Here is a 16,123-nt window from a genome sequence, read left to right as displayed (position 1 = left end):
GTTCGCTCGCTGTGCTCGCTCACGCGGGCTCCTTCTGTGGGGCTTCGTCGGCGAGGGTGGCTCGCAGTGTGGTCTCCACCAGGGCGACGACGTCCTCGGCCGTGAGGCCGGCGGCCTGCGCCCGGTGCAGCCACGCCACCAGGTCTTCACGCAGCTCGGCCTGGTTGGGCAGGGAAGCGCCGGCCAGGGTGCGCTGGACGAACGTGCCCACCCCGGGTCGGCCGCCGACCAGACCCTCGATCTCCAGCTCCCGGTACGCCTTCAGCACCGTGTTCGGGTTGATCGCCAGCGACTGCGCGACGTCCCGGACCTTCGGCAACTGGTCGCCCGGCACCAGCAGGCCGACCCGCAGCGCCTGTTTCACCTGCTGCACGAGCTGCATGTAGGTGTTCACCTTCGACCGGCTGTCCAGCACAAACTCGATCACTCGAGACGATCCTTCCTGTTGTCCTACGACAGTAGGACTAATAGACAGCTTCATCGGGAGCCCCACCGCTGTCAAGGGCGGCACCGCAAGTCCCCCCGAACGGGCAAGTCCTCGGGCCTGGTCGGCGGTGCTGGCACCGGTAGGCCACACCTTGGCCCCGACGGGTCAGCCGCCTGGGAAGGGACGGACACGCGATCCGTGCCGGACGGGGAGGTGTTCGATGGTCACCAACGAACTCGTGGTGTCGACGGCGACGCCGCTGCAGGTCGCCCGCGCCCGGGGCCGGGTACGCGGCCGGCTGATCCTGCTCGGCCCGGCGTTCGTCGCGGCTGTCGCCTACGTCGACCCGGCAACTTCGCCACCAACTCCGCCGCCGGCGCCCGCTACGGCTACCTGCTGGTCTGGGTCGTGGTGGTGGCCAACGTGATGGCCATGCTGGTGCAGACACTCACCGCCAAGCTGGGCCTGGCCACCGGGCGCAGCCTGCCCGAGCTGTGCCGGGAACGCCTGCCCCGGCCGGTGAACCGGATGATGTGGGTGCAGGCGGAGCTGGTCGCGATGGCCACCGACCTGGCCGAGGTGATCGGCGGCGCGGTCGCCCTGTACCTGCTCTTCGGCATCCCCCTGCTGCCCGGCGGGATCATCATCGGCACCGCCGCGTTCGCCGTGCTCGCCCTGCGCTCGCGCGGGTTCCGCGCCTTCGAGATCGCCATCGCCGTGCTGCTCGGCGTCATCGTCCTGGCCCTCGCCGCGAACCTGCTCGCCGCCGACTCCGACCCGGGCTCCGCCATGGCCGGCCTGGTGCCCCGGCTCCAGGGCACCGACAGTGTGCTGCTCGCCGCCGGCATCCTCGGCGCCACCGTCATGCCGCACGTCATCTACGTGCACTCCGCGCTGACCCGCGACCGCATCCCCACCGCCGACGACACGGAGCGCCGGACCCTGTTCCGTGGCCAGCGCACCGACGTGCTGCTCGCCCTGACGGCGGCCGGCGCGGTCAACCTCGCCATGCTGCTGATCGCCGCGGCCAGCTTCCGCGGCGGCGGCCCGGCCGGCGCGGACAGTCTGGAGGGGGTGCACGCCGGCCTCGGCCAGACCATCGGCACCGCCGCCGCGTTCGGCTTCGCCATCGCCCTGCTGGTCTCCGGGCTCGCCTCCACCAGCGTCGGCACCTACGCCGGCGAGGTGATCATGCAGGGCTTCCTGCGCCGCCGGGTCCCGCTGATGCTGCGCCGGCTGGTCACCCTGGTGCCCGCGCTGGCCGTGCTCGCCATCGGCCTCGACCCGACCCGTGCCCTGGTGCTGTCGCAGGTCATCCTCAGCTTCGGCATTCCGTTCGCGCTGATCCCGGTGGTCGCCTTCACCCGGCGCCGCGACCTGATGGGCAACCTGGTCAACCACCCGCTCACCACCGTCGCCGCGTCCCTGGTGGCCGTCCTGGTCGTCGCGCTCAACGCCCTCCTCCTCTGGCGGGTCGTCGCCGGCTGAGCAGGTCGGGCGGGTCGCGACCAGAGCGTGTAGGCCGGGCCGGAGCGGGTACCGCGTTCGGGCTGGTCGGGGGCGTGACCGGCGACGAGCCGAGGTGCCGTACTGCGGAAGGGTCCTGCCGTGGGGTCAAGCCGGATCGGGTGGATGGCCGGAAGCCGGGTGCGAGCGGAAACGGCCGGCAGCCGGCCGCTGACCAGGCTCGCCACGGCGGGCCTGGCGGCGCAGGCGTTCTTCGAGCTGGGCGCCGGCGTCGGCATGCCGGCGGCCGCTGTCCTGGGCCCGGTGCCCGCCGCCGGGCTGTGGGCACTCGGCACCGGAACGCTGTGGCGGACGGCCGGCAACCGGCCGGCATCCGCCGACGCGGTCTTCGCCGTCTGCAACGGCGTCGGGCTGGCCACGGTGCTCGCCCAGCTGCGCGGCTGGCCGCGCCGGCGGACCCGGCTGGGCGTGCCCTGGCTGCGCGAGTACGAAGGGCTGGGACCGGAGCTGATGCGGTTCTACAACCCGATCCTGTACGTGTCGGGTGCGGCCGCCCTGGCCGCGTCGCTGCGGGAGAACCGCTCGGCGCCGCGCTACCTGCCGCTGCTGGCGCTCGGCCTGGTGCCGCTGTTCATCGTGACCCAGCACGCCGAGCACTGGCGGTTGCGCGAGGTGGCCCGCCGCCGCCCGGGCTGGTGGAACCGCAGGCTGTGGCAACTGGACTGAACCGCCACCGGACGTGCCTCAGCCGGTGGCCGGCACCGTCACGTCCGCCGGCCCTCGTCGCGGGTGGGGATCTCCTGGCGCTGTTCGAGGACGTCCGCCGCGTCGGCCTCGATCGGAAGCGACGTCGTCTCCTCGAGCGTGCCCGCCGGCAGAGATCCCTGCTCGGCCAGATCGGCCTCGGAGGCCTCCGGGTCCACGTCACCCGACATTCGGTCCGGCGGCCCCATGTCGACCGCGTCCTGCCGTTGCTCCAGGGCGTCCGCCTCCGGCGGGGGAACCGGATCACTCTGCTCGTCCCGGTACGTGCTCATCGCGGCCTCCTACCCGGCTGTTGTCGACATGCCGCCGGGCCGCTGCCTACCCGTCACCGTCCCACTCACGCCTGACCACCACGAGCCGGTCGGTTTCCTCGGCCGCCGCCGGCACCGGGCGTCGAACCGGTGCGGGCAGCCCCGGCCGGGGGAGGGGCGGCGCGAGCGTTGGCCCGCGCCGCCCCCGAGGCGGTTGCGCGTCGCGCGGCGTCAGGCTGCCGGCGTCGACCCGCATCGGCCGGAGGTCGCGCCGCGCACGGTGGTGGGGGCGCCGAGATCGACCGGGGTCGGGCCAGAACAGGCCAGCGAGCCCACCCGGCTGCCGGCGAGGGTGGGCGCCGTCGCGGTGCCCGCGCTGGCCAGCACCAGCCGACCGGTCACCCGTGCCCCCACCACCGTGACGTGGTCGGTGGTGCCGGTCAGCGTCACGGCGCCCCGCACGTCGGTGTTCAGCAGCTCGACGGCGGTGGCACCGGTCGACACCAGGCTCCCGGCGATCGAGGACCGCTCGGTGACCAGGGTGGCGTCGGGCCGGACGGTCACCCCGCCCGACACGGTCGCCTCGCGCAGGCAGGTGACACCGGCGGAGACCACCAGCGGGCCGGCGTGCCGGCCGGACACCACGCTGGTGCAGGTCGGCGGCGGCGGGATCAGCGTGGCCACGAATGCGCGGGCCGCGCCGATGTTGCCGACCGCGTCGATGCCCCGGTATTCGATCGTGTGCCGGCCGTAGCCGGGGGACCGCTCGGCGAACGGGGACACCGACAGCCCGCCCGAGCCGAGGTTGCCGTAGACCAGGCCGTCCACGTCCGTGCCGGTGGCCGTGAACAGGAAGGGCGACCGGGCATCGGTGGGCCAGCCGTAGTAGTTGTGCCAGCCGTCGCCGTCGAGCCGGAACTCCGAGGTGACCTGCCCGGCGCTGTCGTCGGTGCCGGTCAACCGTTGCCTTTCAGTGAGCGAACGTGAGTTCGCGATCGGCAGTCGGCCGTTGCCGGCCGACGGTCCCCAGTCGGGGTGGACGCTTCACGGCCACCTGCCCCGCAAGCGGGGTCCTACGGTCGGCTCCACGTCCGTTGAAGCCTTGCGGCTCCGGGTCTCCGGCCACTCCGGTACCCGCCTCACGCTCAACCAGCCGAGCGAGATTCCTGGCCGCGTTCAAGTCCCGATCCAGGACGATCCCGCAGGCGTCACACTCGAAGGTCCGGACTCGCAGCGGCAGCTTGGCTTTCACTACGCCGCAGTCCGAACAGGTCTTGCTCGATGGGAACCAGCGGCCGGCGGTGACCAGCCGACCACCGTTCCACGTTGTCTTGTAACCCAGCAAGCCGCGGATCGTGGCGAACCCGCAGTCGGAGATGGCCTTGGCTAGCTTGCGGTTGCGGACCATCCCGGCAACGTTCAGGTCTTCCACCACGATCGTGGCATAGTCGGCGGTCAGCGCGGAGGTGAGCTTGTGTAGGCCGTCGCGGCGCAGGTTCGCCACCCGGGCGTATGCCCGGGACCGGTCCGCGTTGGCCTTCTGCCAGCGCTTGGATGCCTCCTGGCCGGTGCGTCGGTCCGGGGCCGACCCGGCGGGACACCCGCCGTGACAGCCGCCGCAGGTGCTTGGCCCCGCCCGCCAGATGGCGCGGGTTGTCGATCACGTCGCCGGTCGACAACACGGCCAGGTGCTTGATGCCGACGTCCACGCCGACCACGGCATCCGACCGGGCGTGGTCGGCGATCTGCCGGTCGACCTCGCAGGAAAACGACACGTACCACCGGCCGCCGTCCAGTTTCACCGTCGCGGACAGGATCCGGGCGGTGCCCGCTTCCAGACGCCGGGCCAACTTGCGGGCCGACTCGTGCAGCTTGATCGTGCCTAGGCGTGGCAGAGCGACGTGCTTGCGGTCCGGCTCGACCCGGATGACGCCGGTCGTGAACGTGCACGACTTCGTCTCCGACCGCTTGTTCTTGAAGCACGGGAAGTTGACCTTCGGCCCTTTACGTTTGCCGGACTTGGAGTCGCGCCAAGCGTCCAGGCCACGGACCAGGTTGCGGATCCCGGCGGCGTACGCCTCTTTGGAGTTCTCCGCCCACCACGGCGCCACGTCGCCCTTGGCCTCGTTCCACGCCTTACGCAGCGACGGCAGCGTCCACGACACGGAAGGAGTGAGCTGGTCGCCGGTAAGGCCGTAGGTCTTCTCCGCGGCGCGCTGGTCCATCTGCGCCTTGACCAACCCAAGCGCCCAGTTGAACGCCTTGCGGCTGGCCCCGACGTGCGATGCCAGCGCGGCCATCTGGGAAGCGTTCGGGTCCAGCGCGAACCGGTACGCCTGGTTGACGATCACGAGTCGTCCTCGGTGGTTGCCGCGGCGACGGCTCGGTTGGCCCGGTTCGCGGCGGCCCGATGGCCGTACAGCCGCGCGCACAGCGAGGTCAGGATCTCCGTGACGTCCCGCACGAGATCGTCGTCGACCCCGGCCGGGTCCACCACCAGCAGCCGGCGGCCCTGCGCGGTCAGTGCCGCCTCGACGTACTCGGCGCCGAACCGGGCGAACCGGTCCCGGTGCTCGACCACGACCGTCACCACGGCCGGATCGCGGAGCAGGGCCAGGAACTTCTTGCGACGCCCGTTCAGTGCCGACCCTACCTCGGTCACCACCCGGGACACGGTCAGATGCTGGGCGGTGGCCCAGGCGGTCACCCGCGCGACCTGCCGGTCCAGGTCGGCCTTCTGGTCCGCCGAGGAGACCCGGGCGTACACGACAACCTGGTCCTGCGGGGCGGTATCGGCAACGTCCACCAGGATCGTGCCCGACGGGAGCCGCCGAGCGGGCACCGGCATGGTTCCCTCACGGAACCACCGGTACGCGGTCTGCGGGTGCACCCCGTTACGGCGCGCCCACTCGGCAAGCTTCACGGCCACATGATAACATTTGCTCACAGATACGCACGGTTACGCACGAAAGAGTGAGCTGTCGTCACCCCCGGAGGCGGTGGCGTTGCTGCCGCCCGCGCCGCCGTAGGTGCCGCTGTTGGCGAGGGCGCTCAGCTGGCGGTTGCCCCGGTTGGTCCCGGCGGCCAGGTCGGCGTACGTGTTCGCCGCCGCGCCGTTGACCGTCAGCAGCCGCTGCACGCTGGCCGGATTGCAGCCACCCCAGAAGCCCATGCCCAGAGCGGTGTCCCGTTGTGGCGCAGACAGGCCCGGGTCACAGTCCACCCCGGACTCGGCGGAGACGATCTCGACGGCGTACACGTTGATGTAGCTGCGGTAGGACTTGAACGGCTCGATCGTCCACAGCGTGTTGAGGTGCCGGTCCACGTGTGACCGGAAGGTGGGCAGGTCGGCCTCGGTGTAGCCGTCGCCGAGCAGCACCAGGTTGAACCGCTTCGCCGGGTCCCCGGTGACCTGGATCGGCACCACCGTGGCGCTGTCGCCCGCTGTGGCGGCGGCCGGTGTGGCGGCCGGTCGGCGAGCGGACGCCGTGCCCGGCCGGGGCCGCTGTCCGCGCCTGCCGTGACCGCGGTCACCTGGGACCGTACCCGGGCACCGTCCGCCGTGTGACCCTGCGCTGCCCGGCGCGTGACCCCGCATCGGGCGTCGACAGTCGTCAGTGGACGTCGTGGCTGACCGACGGGCCCGGCGCCACCAGGAGCGCTGCCACCGCCTCGATGGTGTCCGGATGCCCGGCCAGCAGCGCGGCCACCGCGCTCGGGCTCGCGTTCGGATTGCGGGTCGGTTGCCATCCGCCGGGACAGCCGAGCAGCGTGGCCACCGCGTCGACCGCCGCCGGATGGGCGGCGAGCAGTGCGCCCGTCCGTCGCAGCGGCTCGGCGACGGGGACCACCGGCGCGGAGGACGGCGCCGCCACCCACGGCGGCACCCAGGCGTCCAGCTCGGACAGCGCCCCCGGGAAGGTGCGCCCCGCCTCGCGGACCAGCAGCGGCACCAGCTCCGGCCCCTGATCGCGCAACGTGGTGATCAGGGTGGGCAGCCAGGGCAGCAGCACCGGGTCGGGAAGCCGGGCGAAGGCGGTGGACATCGTCTCCACCACGAACGGCGCCAGCCCGGGCACCGGCTCCAGCGCGTGCACGAAGCCGGAGAGGTACTGCGGGAACGCGGGCACCACCAGTGGATTCGCCAGCAGGTCAGCACACCGGGCCCGCAGCTCCGCCAGCGGCAGCAGGCCGAGCTGGTGCCGGGCGGCCCAGAGCAGGGAGACCTTCGCCGGAGCCGTCGGATGCGACTGAGCGACGGCGAGCTCCAGTTGGGACCGGTCGCACCCCAGGGAGAGAGCAAGGCCCTCCATGGAGAACAGGAAGCCGAGCATCGCGGAGACCTGCCGGACCTCGGTCTCCTCCGCCGCGATGGCGGTCGGCAGCAGCGTGCAGTAGTGGGCGTACCCGGTGGTCACGAATGCCTCGCACCAGGCCGGCAGGGTTGGCGCGGTGGCCCGGAGGTGGGCCAGCAGCCGACGGATGCGGCGCAGCACGTCCGGGGCGTCGTCGACGGTGCGCTCGGCGGCGAGCAGGTCGACCGCCCGCTCGCCCAACTCGTCGACCAGGCGCGGGCTGTTGAGCAGCCGAATGGCATCCTCCACGGCGGCGAGCGCGCCGGCCGCGGTGGCCCCGGTGCCGCGTACCGCACGGCGTAGCCGCTGCTCAAGCACCTGCTCGACGGTCACCCCCTCGTAACCCAACTCGATCAGGGCGCGTTGATCGCGGCCGAGGGCCAGGTCCCAGCTCTCCTGGAGGGAGCGGTGCCCGAGCCTGCGCTCACCCATGATCGGGCGGACTGCGCCGGGCGGCAGCAGGTGCCGCAGCATCCACAGCAGGTCCGAGCAGCCGGCCAGCTCCGGTTGGGCGTGCAGGTCCAGCAGCGCCCGCTGGATGGTCCGCTTCTCCAGGTCCAGCGCGAGCGGCTGGAGCCGGTCGAGCACGTCGCGGGCCAGCGGTGGCAGGGCGTCGTAGCCGACCTGGCCGATCCGGTCGCCGCCCAGCAGGATCTCGCAGAGCCGCCGGACGTCGCGCCGGCCGGGCACCACGTCCTTCTCGATGCAGGTGACCGCGGCGTCGGCGAAGTCGTACGGGGTGGGTCGGGCCCGGTTGCGCAGGGCGGCCAGCAGGACCGAGGTCTCGAAGACGGCGATCGCGTCGGCGGTGCTGGCCAGGTATCCATTGCGCCGGGCCAGTCGGACGATGTCGACGCACCAGCCGCGCAGCTCCGCCTCGTCCAGGCCGTCCAGGACGGGCGTCCCGGCGAGGAAGCCGCTGAGCCGGTCGGCGACCGGCGCGGCCGCGGAGGGGACGGCGGTGGGGGAGGGCGCGACGTCGGGGGAGGAGGCGGCGGCGGAGCGACGGCGTCGGCCACGGGTCGACGTGCCGCGCTGGCCATCCAACCGGAACGGGGTGAGCCCGTTGCGGCTCACCGCCTTGGTCCAGGTCGCCGCCGCGATCGAGACCGAGCCGGGTGCCAGGCCGAACTGCGCCTCGATCGCCGAATGGCTGGACGGGATGAGGCCGTACCGCCAGCGGGTGGCGGTGCGCGGAGTGATCTCGAAATCCGGGGCGGCCGAGCCGATGCCGAACTGCTCGACCCGGCTCGCGGCATGGAACGCGCCGCAGACGTAGAGGCAGTCGGCGGGGTCGACGCCCGAGGCGGCGAGGTGCTGACGCATCCGTGTCCACATGTAGCGCTCGCGGTCCTCGTCGCGGTCCAGCCGATCGGAGCCGCTCGGGCGCAGCCGCCGGAACAGGCTGCCGATCAACACCATCACCTGCCGGTAGGTGTCGTGGTCGGCGTCGGCGAGCGGCCGTTCGACGTACTGGTCCCACCATTCCGACCAGTGCCGCACCTTGCCGTGGTGCAGCAGGTACGCCTCCAACTCCGCGAACCGGGGCCGCAGGTCGCCGATCTCCACGCCGACCGCGTCACCGTGCAGCGCGGCCTCCTCGCCCGCCCCGCCGGCCGGGCCGATCCCGTCGTCGCCGTCGGCGCGTGGTGTCCACTGGAAGACGTGGTCGGTGGACCGGTCCACCAGCACCAACTCGACCCCTGGGGTCTCCAGCGCGTACGCGATGGCCTGGTATTCCGCCGAGGCCTCGGTGACCGGCGCGACGACGCTGAGCGGGCCCCAGTTGGCCGGAAAGTCGGCCAGTTCCGAGGCGAACGCCTGCACCGCGACCGGCAGCCGGCAGTTGCGCAACTCCCCGAGCAGCGGCTGGAGATCCTCGCACAGCTCCAGGTAGATCACCCGGGGCTGCTTCGCCCGCAGCCGGCGCACCATGGCCAGGCCGGAAGCCGGTGAGTGGTGGCAGACCGGGAAGATCTCCAGCCGCTCGCCGAGGGCCCGGTCGACGTCATCGACGATGCCGGCGAGGATCCCGGCCAGCGCGTCCGGGGAGTCGGCGAACGCGGCGGCCGCGTCGGTGAGCTGCTCCCGCAGCGCGCCGAACGGACCGGCGACGGCGGGTGCGGTCATGACAGGGTGGCGATCGCCTGACGACCGCCGTCGAGAAAGCCCGCCCACTCCTCGTCGTCCTTGCGGGCCCGGGGCTCCACCACGCCGTGCAGGTACTTGTTGAGGATCGCCAGATCCTCCGGGCTGCGCCGGGCCAGCGACCCGACCAACGACCCGGCGAGGGTCGCCGCCCGCAGCGTGCGGTCGCCGAAGAACTGGCTGTGCAGGATGGCGTCCTCCAGCACGCCGATCTGCTCGGCGGTGGACAGCGCCGACTCCAACTTTTCGTCGTCACTGGTCGCCGCCGCGGCGCCGGCGCGCAGGTCGGCGAAGCTCTGCAACAGGATGTCCAGCAGGGTGGGCGGCACGTCCAACTCGATCCGGTGCCGCCGCAGCAGCTCCTCGGTGCGGAAGCGGACGATCTCCGCCTCGCTGCGCTTGTTGGTGACCACCGGGATCCGGACGAAGTTGAACCGCCGCTTGAGCGCCGAGGAGAGGTCGTTGACCCCCCGGTCGCGGCTGTTCGCGGTGGCGATGATCGAGAAGCCGGGCTGGGCGAAGACGATGTTGTCCTGGTCCAGCTCGGGAATGGCGACGTACTTCTCGGAGAGGATCGAGATCAGGGCGTCCTGCACGTCGCTCGTGGAGCGGGTCAGCTCCTCGAAGCGGCCGACCACGCCGCGCTCCATCGCCGTCATGATCGGCGACGGGATCATCGAATCCCGGGACTGCCCCTTGGCGATCACCATGGACACGTTCCACGAATACTTGATGTGGTCCTCGGTGGTGCCGGCGGTGCCCTGCACGACCAGGGTGGAGTTGCGGCAGATCGCAGCGGCCAGCAGCTCGGCCAACCAGCTTTTGCCGGTGCCTGGGTCGCCGATCAGCAGCAGGCCGCGATCCGAGGCCAGGGTGACGATGCTGCGCTCGACGAAGCTGCGGTCACCGAACCACTTCTGCGGGATCTCCCGGTCGAGGCCGTCGGCCCGCTCCGAGCCGAGGACGAACAGCCGGACCATGCGCGGGCTCAGCCGCCACGAGAACGGCTTCGGGCCGGTGTCGACCGACTCGAGGAAATCCAGCTCGTCGGCGTACGTGACCTCGGCGGGGGCGCGCAGCATCTCGGTCATGAGGGATGGGTCTCCTAGGTGAGGAAGTTCTTGAGCTCGACGACGAGTTTGCGGATGTGACCGGAGATGACCGGGGTGCCCAGGTCCTTGAAGCGCTGGCGGAACCAGGGGTTGACGCTCTGCTGGCCGGAGCTGCTGACCGAGCCGACCGGGATGACCCGGACGCCGGAGCGATGCACCGCCGCGAGGCCGTCGTAGAGCGGCTGGGACCGGTCGAACTCGTAGAAGTCCGAGATCCACACCAGCACGGTCTGCTTCGGTTCGACGATCTTCGGCCGGGCCAGCGCCAGCGCCACCGGCCCGTCGTTGCCGCCACCCAGCTGGGTACGGAGCAGCACCTCGAACGGGTCGTGCACCCACGGGGTCAGGTCCAGTGCACGGGTGTCGTAGGCGATCAGGTGGACGTCCACCTTCGGCAGCCCGGCGAAGATCGACGCGAGGATGGTGCAGTTGACCATCGAGTCGACCATGGATCCGGACTGGTCCACCACGACGATGAGCCGGGCCGGCGTGGTCCGCCGGGCGGTCTGCCGGTAGTAGAGCCGGTCGACGTAGAGCCGCTCGTCGTCCGGGCTCCAGTTGGTCAGGTTCTGCCAGATGGTCCGGTCGAGGTCCAGGTTGCGGAACACCCGCTTGGGCGGCACCGACCGGTCCAGCGTCCCGACGCTGGTCTGCTGCACCTGCGTCCGGAGCACCTCGGCGACCTCGTCGACGAAGCGCCGGATCAACGCCTTGGCGTTGGCCAGCGCCACCCCGGAGAGGTTGGCCTTGTCCCGGAGCAACTGCTCGATCAGCGACATGCTGGGGGTCAACTGGCTGGCCAGCGCCGGATCGGCCAGCACCTCCCGCAGGTGCATCCGCCGGACCAGGTCGCCCTCCAGACCGGCGAGGATGGCGCCCAGCCCGGCGCCCTGGCGGCGCACCTCGCCGGGCTCGCAGCCGAGCGCCTGCTCGAACCAGCCGGCGTCGGACTGCCAACGGGCCAACTGCCCGGCACTGACCGACCCGGAACCGGTCGCGAAGACGTTGAGCAGCAGCTTCGACACCAGCGCGGCCCGGCGTACCTCGGACTCGCCGGGCTGGTAGGGGTCGCCGTCACTCGACGCGGCGCCGTCGTCGGTGGACGTGAGCAGCCCGCGCAGCTCGGCCGCGAGCGCCGGGAAGCGTTGCACGATGGTGTCCACCGAGACCGCCGGGTCCAGCAGTGCGGCCGGCAGCCCGAGGTCGTCAACCACGGCCACGCTCGCCAACTCCAGGTTGGGCTGCTCGTCGTGGTCGAACAATCGGGACAGCAGCCGCCAGTAGAGCACCTGGCGGCGGTTGGCATCGGCGAGCCCGCCGGTGGGTTCGTCGTCGGTCATCGGCGCAGCAACCGTCCCGCGCGCTCGCGCAGCACGGCCACGACGTCGCCCGCCCTGGCCTCATCCTTGGCGATCTTCGGATCGGTGACGCCGCACGCCCAGTCGCCGTTGTGCGCCTGCACCGGCCGGCGCTTCACGGTGGCTCGTACCGCCAACGGCTGCATCAGCCACCGGCCGCCGTCCCAGCGCAGCAGACCCAGGCAGGCCGACGAGGCGGCGACCAACTCGGCGGTGAGCGGGCCGGCGGTCGGCAACCGGTCCACGGCAAGCGCCACCGGCTCGCCGTCCAGCTCGATGGTGAGCGCACCGGCCTGGTCGCGGACCGGGTGGCCCTCGATGAGGACCGGCTCGGCGATGGCGGTCGGGTGCCGGTCCAGTGGGGCGATCGCGGCGGCGCTCGCCCTGGACAGCAGCACCCGGGCGGTGGCGAACGGGTCGGCGGGCTCGTCGAGCTGGACCCGGTCGTCGACCCAGCCCAGGTCGCCGCCGTGCAGCGGTAGGTCGGTGACGGTCAGAGCCCGCCGCTCGGCCAGCGCGGTGAGCAACAACGGATGCGTTGACAGCAGCCGCCACATGGCCGGACCGACGATGGTGTCCACCTTCGCGGCGATGACCGCGGTGCGGACCAGGCGGGCCGGCCCGCCGCCGGCCGGCTCCAGGATGGCGTGCAGTTGGACCTGTACGGCTGTGTCGTGGGCGTGCACGTCCACGCCGAGCGGCAGCAGCCGTCCGGAGACCCTTGGCGGCTCGTTGGCCGCCGGCATCCCCTGGGTGAGCAGCACACCCCGGGCCCACAGGTCGGCCCAGCGGCGGGCCGGCACCCGAGTCATGGTGGCGACCGGGATGCAGGCCCGCAGCTCCGCGGCGAGCCCGTCGAGCAGGACCGCGGGCCGGCGCAGCTCCGGCACGGCCAGCGCGGCCTCGACGACCGTGGCCGCGGCCGAGAGCAGCTCGTGGTCGACGCCGCGCCAGCCGGTGACGGCCACCTCGTGCCACCAGGCCCGCGCCCCGGCGAGGGCGGGCGGCGCCTGGGCGGGCCCGGTGTTGGGTGCGGTCCACGGTGACCTGTCCCGGCTCAGCGTCGCGTCGAGCTGCCCGAGCAGTGCATCGTGCGCCGCGCCGAGTAGCGCAGAGCGTGCCCCGGCGAGCGCGGCGAGATGCTCTGGCGTGACCGAACCGGCGGTGACCGCGTCGACCGCGCTGGCCACCAGGTCGGCGAGCGGCGTGCCGGTCAGCGCGCTGGCGAACGCGGCCAGCGCCGCTGCGTCCCGCTCACCGACCCGGCCGAAGCCGTTGGTCAGGGCGTCGTCGAAGCCGGCGACCATGTCGAGTGCGTCGGCCAGCCCGGCCGGTGCCTCGCGCAGCCGCGCGACCTGGGTGCCCCGCATCAGCGACCCACCCCGGGGGCCGGGAACCAGTGCAGCTCGGGCAGCGCGACCGTGCTGTCCGGCAGCTCCAGGTAGGCCAGGTGGCGCAGGAAACGACTGAACACCACCGCGGCCGGGGTCGGCTCCGGCCGCCCGTCCAGCCGGGACAGCAGCTCGGCACCGGTGCCGAGCCCGTCGCCGACGTCAACCCGCAGGTAGCGGGCGACCCGGTCAACGCCGTACTGGAGCAGGGCCTCGTCGGTCAGCGCGTGCAGGTGCTTGCAGGGTGCGCCGCGCAGCCCGCCGCAGGGCCGGTTGTTGTTGGTGCTGCAGTGGTAGGCGTGGGTGCCGGCGGCGATCGACGAGACGTAGACCCGTTCGACGTCCGACCCGCTGGAGACCACCCCCTGCAACCGCCCGTCGGCCAGCTCCACGAAGGGCACCTTGGCCAGCTTGCGGGGCCGGGCGGGCGGCACCACCGCCAGCACGCTGCGCCGCCGCCACTCGGCTCCGTCGGCGTCCGTCACGTCCCGCCCTCCCGCTGTCGACCAACCCAGGGTGATGCGCGCGCCAGCCGGTGCCGGCGGCGCTGCGACGACACGATCATGGACCACGGGTACGACAGATCACGCACGCGGTGCCGGACCACCGGCGGCGTCGGAGCGACCATTCGGCGCAACCAGCGCGGCGTTCGGCTCGCGCCCGCACCCGGCCGGCCCGACCGCTCCATCCATAGCCAAACATCAATGGTTACGTCCAGCTGTGGGCGCCGTTTTCGGCGGGCGGCACCACCACCGAAGTCCCTGGACGACCGGTGAGGAGAGGGTTGTTGGCAGTTCCCGATTCTGTGATCAGGCATGCGAATATGTGAGTGTTAGTGTCGGTGTCGTGAAGCTTGCTGAGTGGGCGCGCCGCAACGGGGTGCACCCGCAGACCGCGTACCGATGGTTCCGCGAGGGAACCATGCCGGTGCCCGCTCGGCGTCTTCCGTCGGGAACGATCATGGTGGACGTTGTCAGTGTCGACACCCAGGGCCAGGTGGTTGTCTACGCCCGGGTGTCGTCGGTCGATCAGCGAGGCGACCTTGACCGGCAGGTCGCCCGGGTGGCCGCCTGGGTCACCGGGCAGAACATGGTCGTCTCCAGCGTGGTGACCGAGGTCGGCTCCGCCTTGAACGGCCGAGGTAAGAAGTTCCTCGGGCTGCTGCGCGACCCGTCCGTGACGACGATCGTGGTCGAGCACCGGGACCGGTTCGCCCGGTTCGGCGCCGAGTACGTTGAGGCGGCGCTGGCCGCCCAGGGCCGCCGGCTGCTGGTCGCCGACCCGGCCGAGGTGGACGACGACCTGGTGCGGGACGTGACGGAGATCCTGACCAGCCTGTGCGCCCGGCTGTACGGCCGGCGGGCCGCGGCGAACCGGGCCAGCCGCGCGGTGGCCGCGGCCACCGCCAAGGACGAGTCGTGAAGCGGTACGAGCCGCCGGCCGGCTGGACCGTGCAGGCATACCGGTTCGCCCTGGACCCGAGTGACGCCCAGGTTCTCGGCCTGCGCCGCAACACCGGTGCGGCCCGGTTCGCCTACAACCATATGCTGCGCCGGGTCAGCGCGGTGAAGGCGCAACGGGCTGCCGAGGCCAGCTACGGGGTGGCCGAGGCCGACCTGACGCCGTGGCAGGGCTGGTCCCTGCCGGACCTGCGGCGCACCTGGAACGAGATCAAGCAGTGGGCGGCGCGGTGGTGGGCGCAGTGCTCCAAGGAGGCGTTCAACACCGGGCTGGCGAACCTGTCCGCGGCGCTGGGCAACTGGCACGCCTCGCGTACCGGTGCCCGCAAGGGCCGCCGGATGGGCTGGCCCCGGACCAAGAGGAAGCACGGTCGCAGGTCGGCCCGGTTCACCACCGGCGCGATCCGGGTCGACCCTGGCTACCGGCACGTGGTGCTGCCCCGGCTGGGCCGCATCCGCACCCACGAGTCCACCCGTAAGCTGGCCCGCCGGGTGAAGGCCGGCACCGCGACGATCCTGTCCGCCACGGTCACCGAGACCGCCGGACGGTGGTCCTGCTCGTTCCAGGTCGCCGTCCGGCGCACGGTCGGACGGACGGCGCACGCGCCGAAGGCCGGCCGGGTGGTCGGGGTGGACGCCGGGATCAAGCACCTGGCCGTGTTGTCCACCGGCGAGATGGTGCCGAACCCGGCGCCGTTCAAAGCCGCGTTGAAGAAACTCGGCAAGGCGCAGCGCCGTGCCGCCCGGCGGATCGGCCCCTACGACCCGCAGGCCAGGCGCAAGCGGACCGCGTCGAACAGGTGGCAGCGGGCACAGGAGGCGGTGGCTCGACTGCACGCCACGGTCGCGGCCGTCCGCGCCGACTCGTGGCACCAGCTCACCACCCGCCTGGCGCAGCAGTTCACCACGGTCGTCGTGGAGGACCTCCACGTGGCCGGGATGGTTCGTAACCGCAAACTGGCTCGGTCCCTGACCGACGCCGCCCCGGCGACGCTGCGCCGGCACCTCGGCTACAAGACCGGCTGGTACGGCGCCACGCTGTACGTCGCCGACCGGTGGTACCCCAGCTCCAAGACATGCTCCGCCTGCAAGACGGTGAAACCCAAGCTGTCACTGGCCGAGCGCACGTTCCACTGCACCGCGTGCAGGCTGTCCCTCGACCGGGACGTCAACGCCGCACGTAATCTTGCCGCGCTCGTGCGGCACGTCGACCTGGAGTCGCTGGGCGACCCAAAAACAGGACGTGGAGCCTACGTAAGACCCGTAAGACCTGCATGCGCAGGCGGGGCGGCGGGCCGTGAAGCGTCTAGACCGGCTCATCCGGTCAACGTCGCCCGGCAACGGACGACTGCCAATCAGGAGTCACGTTTGCTCACTGAAAGGTAACGG

The 16,123-nt window shown here is 72.2% G+C and carries 14 protein-coding genes and 2 pseudogenes; 4 read left to right on the top strand and 12 right to left on the bottom strand.

All coding sequences use genetic code 11. The features are described 5' to 3' along the window. Positions 1-19: 19 nt before the first annotated feature. A complete protein-coding gene (locus OG990_RS19745) occupies positions 20-427 on the bottom strand; it encodes a GntR family transcriptional regulator (RefSeq protein WP_328425475.1) in 408 nt (135 codons plus the stop codon). A 220-nt stretch (positions 428-647) separates the two neighbouring features. Between OG990_RS19745 and OG990_RS19740 the strand changes: the two are divergent. Together OG990_RS19740 and OG990_RS19735 are read left to right on the top strand one after the other, a co-directional pair. Beyond that, positions 648-1,915, top strand: a pseudogene (locus OG990_RS19740) (Nramp family divalent metal transporter). Between the two features lie 159 nt (positions 1,916-2,074). Further along, positions 2,075-2,620, top strand: a complete 546-nt coding sequence (locus OG990_RS19735; RefSeq protein WP_406076653.1) for a hypothetical protein — start codon at positions 2,075-2,077, stop codon at positions 2,618-2,620. A 38-nt stretch (positions 2,621-2,658) separates the two neighbouring features. On the opposite strand, the gene OG990_RS19730 is transcribed toward OG990_RS19735, so the two are convergent. The 11 genes and pseudogenes from OG990_RS19730 to OG990_RS19680 all read right to left on the bottom strand — a co-directional run bounded on the left by OG990_RS19730 (position 2,659) and on the right by OG990_RS19680 (position 13,720). Continuing rightward, positions 2,659-2,931: a hypothetical protein gene (locus tag OG990_RS19730; RefSeq protein WP_406076652.1), complete on the bottom strand. Its 273-nt coding sequence runs from the start codon at positions 2,929-2,931 to the stop codon at positions 2,659-2,661. A 210-nt stretch (positions 2,932-3,141) separates the two neighbouring features. Continuing rightward, positions 3,142-3,870 carry a hypothetical protein gene (locus OG990_RS19725; protein ID WP_406076650.1) on the bottom strand — a complete coding sequence of 243 codons (729 nt, stop codon included), beginning with the start codon at positions 3,868-3,870 and terminating at the stop codon, positions 3,142-3,144. A gap of 10 nt (positions 3,871-3,880) precedes the next feature. Continuing rightward, entirely contained in the window at positions 3,881-4,555 is a 675-nt protein-coding gene (locus OG990_RS19720; protein WP_406081824.1) for an RNA-guided endonuclease InsQ/TnpB family protein, read from the bottom strand. After that, positions 4,548-5,210, bottom strand: a pseudogene (locus tag OG990_RS19715) (IS607 family element RNA-guided endonuclease TnpB); the annotation flags it as partial. The gene OG990_RS19720 and the pseudogene OG990_RS19715, both read right to left, overlap by 8 nt. 47 nt (positions 5,211-5,257) lie before the next feature. Further along, positions 5,258-5,833, bottom strand: coding sequence for an IS607 family transposase (locus OG990_RS19710; RefSeq protein ID WP_406076648.1), 576 nt, complete (start codon positions 5,831-5,833; stop codon positions 5,258-5,260). A gap of 36 nt (positions 5,834-5,869) precedes the next feature. Then, positions 5,870-6,334: a M64 family metallopeptidase gene (locus tag OG990_RS19705; RefSeq protein ID WP_406076647.1), complete on the bottom strand. Its 465-nt coding sequence runs from the start codon at positions 6,332-6,334 to the stop codon at positions 5,870-5,872. 190 nt (positions 6,335-6,524) lie between these two features. Further along, positions 6,525-9,395: a DUF5682 family protein gene (locus OG990_RS19700; RefSeq protein WP_406076646.1), complete on the bottom strand. Its 2,871-nt coding sequence runs from the start codon at positions 9,393-9,395 to the stop codon at positions 6,525-6,527. Continuing rightward, the gene (locus OG990_RS19695) at positions 9,392-10,504 is read right to left on the bottom strand and encodes an AAA family ATPase (protein WP_328425487.1); all 1,113 of its coding nucleotides are present in this window, start codon (positions 10,502-10,504) and stop codon (positions 9,392-9,394) included. The genes OG990_RS19700 and OG990_RS19695 overlap by 4 nt, the downstream gene beginning before the upstream one ends. A 14-nt stretch (positions 10,505-10,518) precedes the next feature. Continuing rightward, complete coding sequence (locus OG990_RS19690; protein ID WP_406076644.1) at positions 10,519-11,865, bottom strand: VWA domain-containing protein; 1,347 nt, start codon at positions 11,863-11,865, stop codon at positions 10,519-10,521. Further along, entirely contained in the window at positions 11,862-13,253 is a 1,392-nt protein-coding gene (locus OG990_RS19685; protein WP_406076642.1) for a hypothetical protein, read from the bottom strand. Before OG990_RS19685 ends, OG990_RS19690 begins: the two co-directional genes overlap by 4 nt. Then, the gene (locus tag OG990_RS19680) at positions 13,253-13,720 is read right to left on the bottom strand and encodes a hypothetical protein (protein ID WP_386989893.1); all 468 of its coding nucleotides are present in this window, start codon (positions 13,718-13,720) and stop codon (positions 13,253-13,255) included. The genes OG990_RS19685 and OG990_RS19680 overlap by 1 nt, the downstream gene beginning before the upstream one ends. Before the next feature lie 400 nt (positions 13,721-14,120). Here OG990_RS19680 and OG990_RS19675 point away from each other — a divergent pair, with 400 nt between their 5' ends. Together OG990_RS19675 and tnpB are read left to right on the top strand one after the other, a co-directional pair. Beyond that, complete coding sequence (locus tag OG990_RS19675) at positions 14,121-14,696, top strand: IS607 family transposase (protein WP_386990352.1); 576 nt, start codon at positions 14,121-14,123, stop codon at positions 14,694-14,696. Next, positions 14,693-16,120, top strand: coding sequence for an IS607 family element RNA-guided endonuclease TnpB (gene tnpB / locus OG990_RS19670; protein ID WP_406076640.1), 1,428 nt, complete (start codon positions 14,693-14,695; stop codon positions 16,118-16,120). Before OG990_RS19675 ends, tnpB begins: the two co-directional genes overlap by 4 nt. The last annotated feature ends 3 nt before the right edge of the window (positions 16,121-16,123 follow it).

It is taken from the genome of Micromonospora sp. NBC_00858 (assembly GCF_045207365.1).
In the GTDB taxonomy this organism is placed as follows: Bacteria; Actinomycetota; Actinomycetes; order Mycobacteriales; family Micromonosporaceae; genus Micromonospora.
This window is presented reverse-complemented; position numbering and strand designations above follow the sequence as displayed.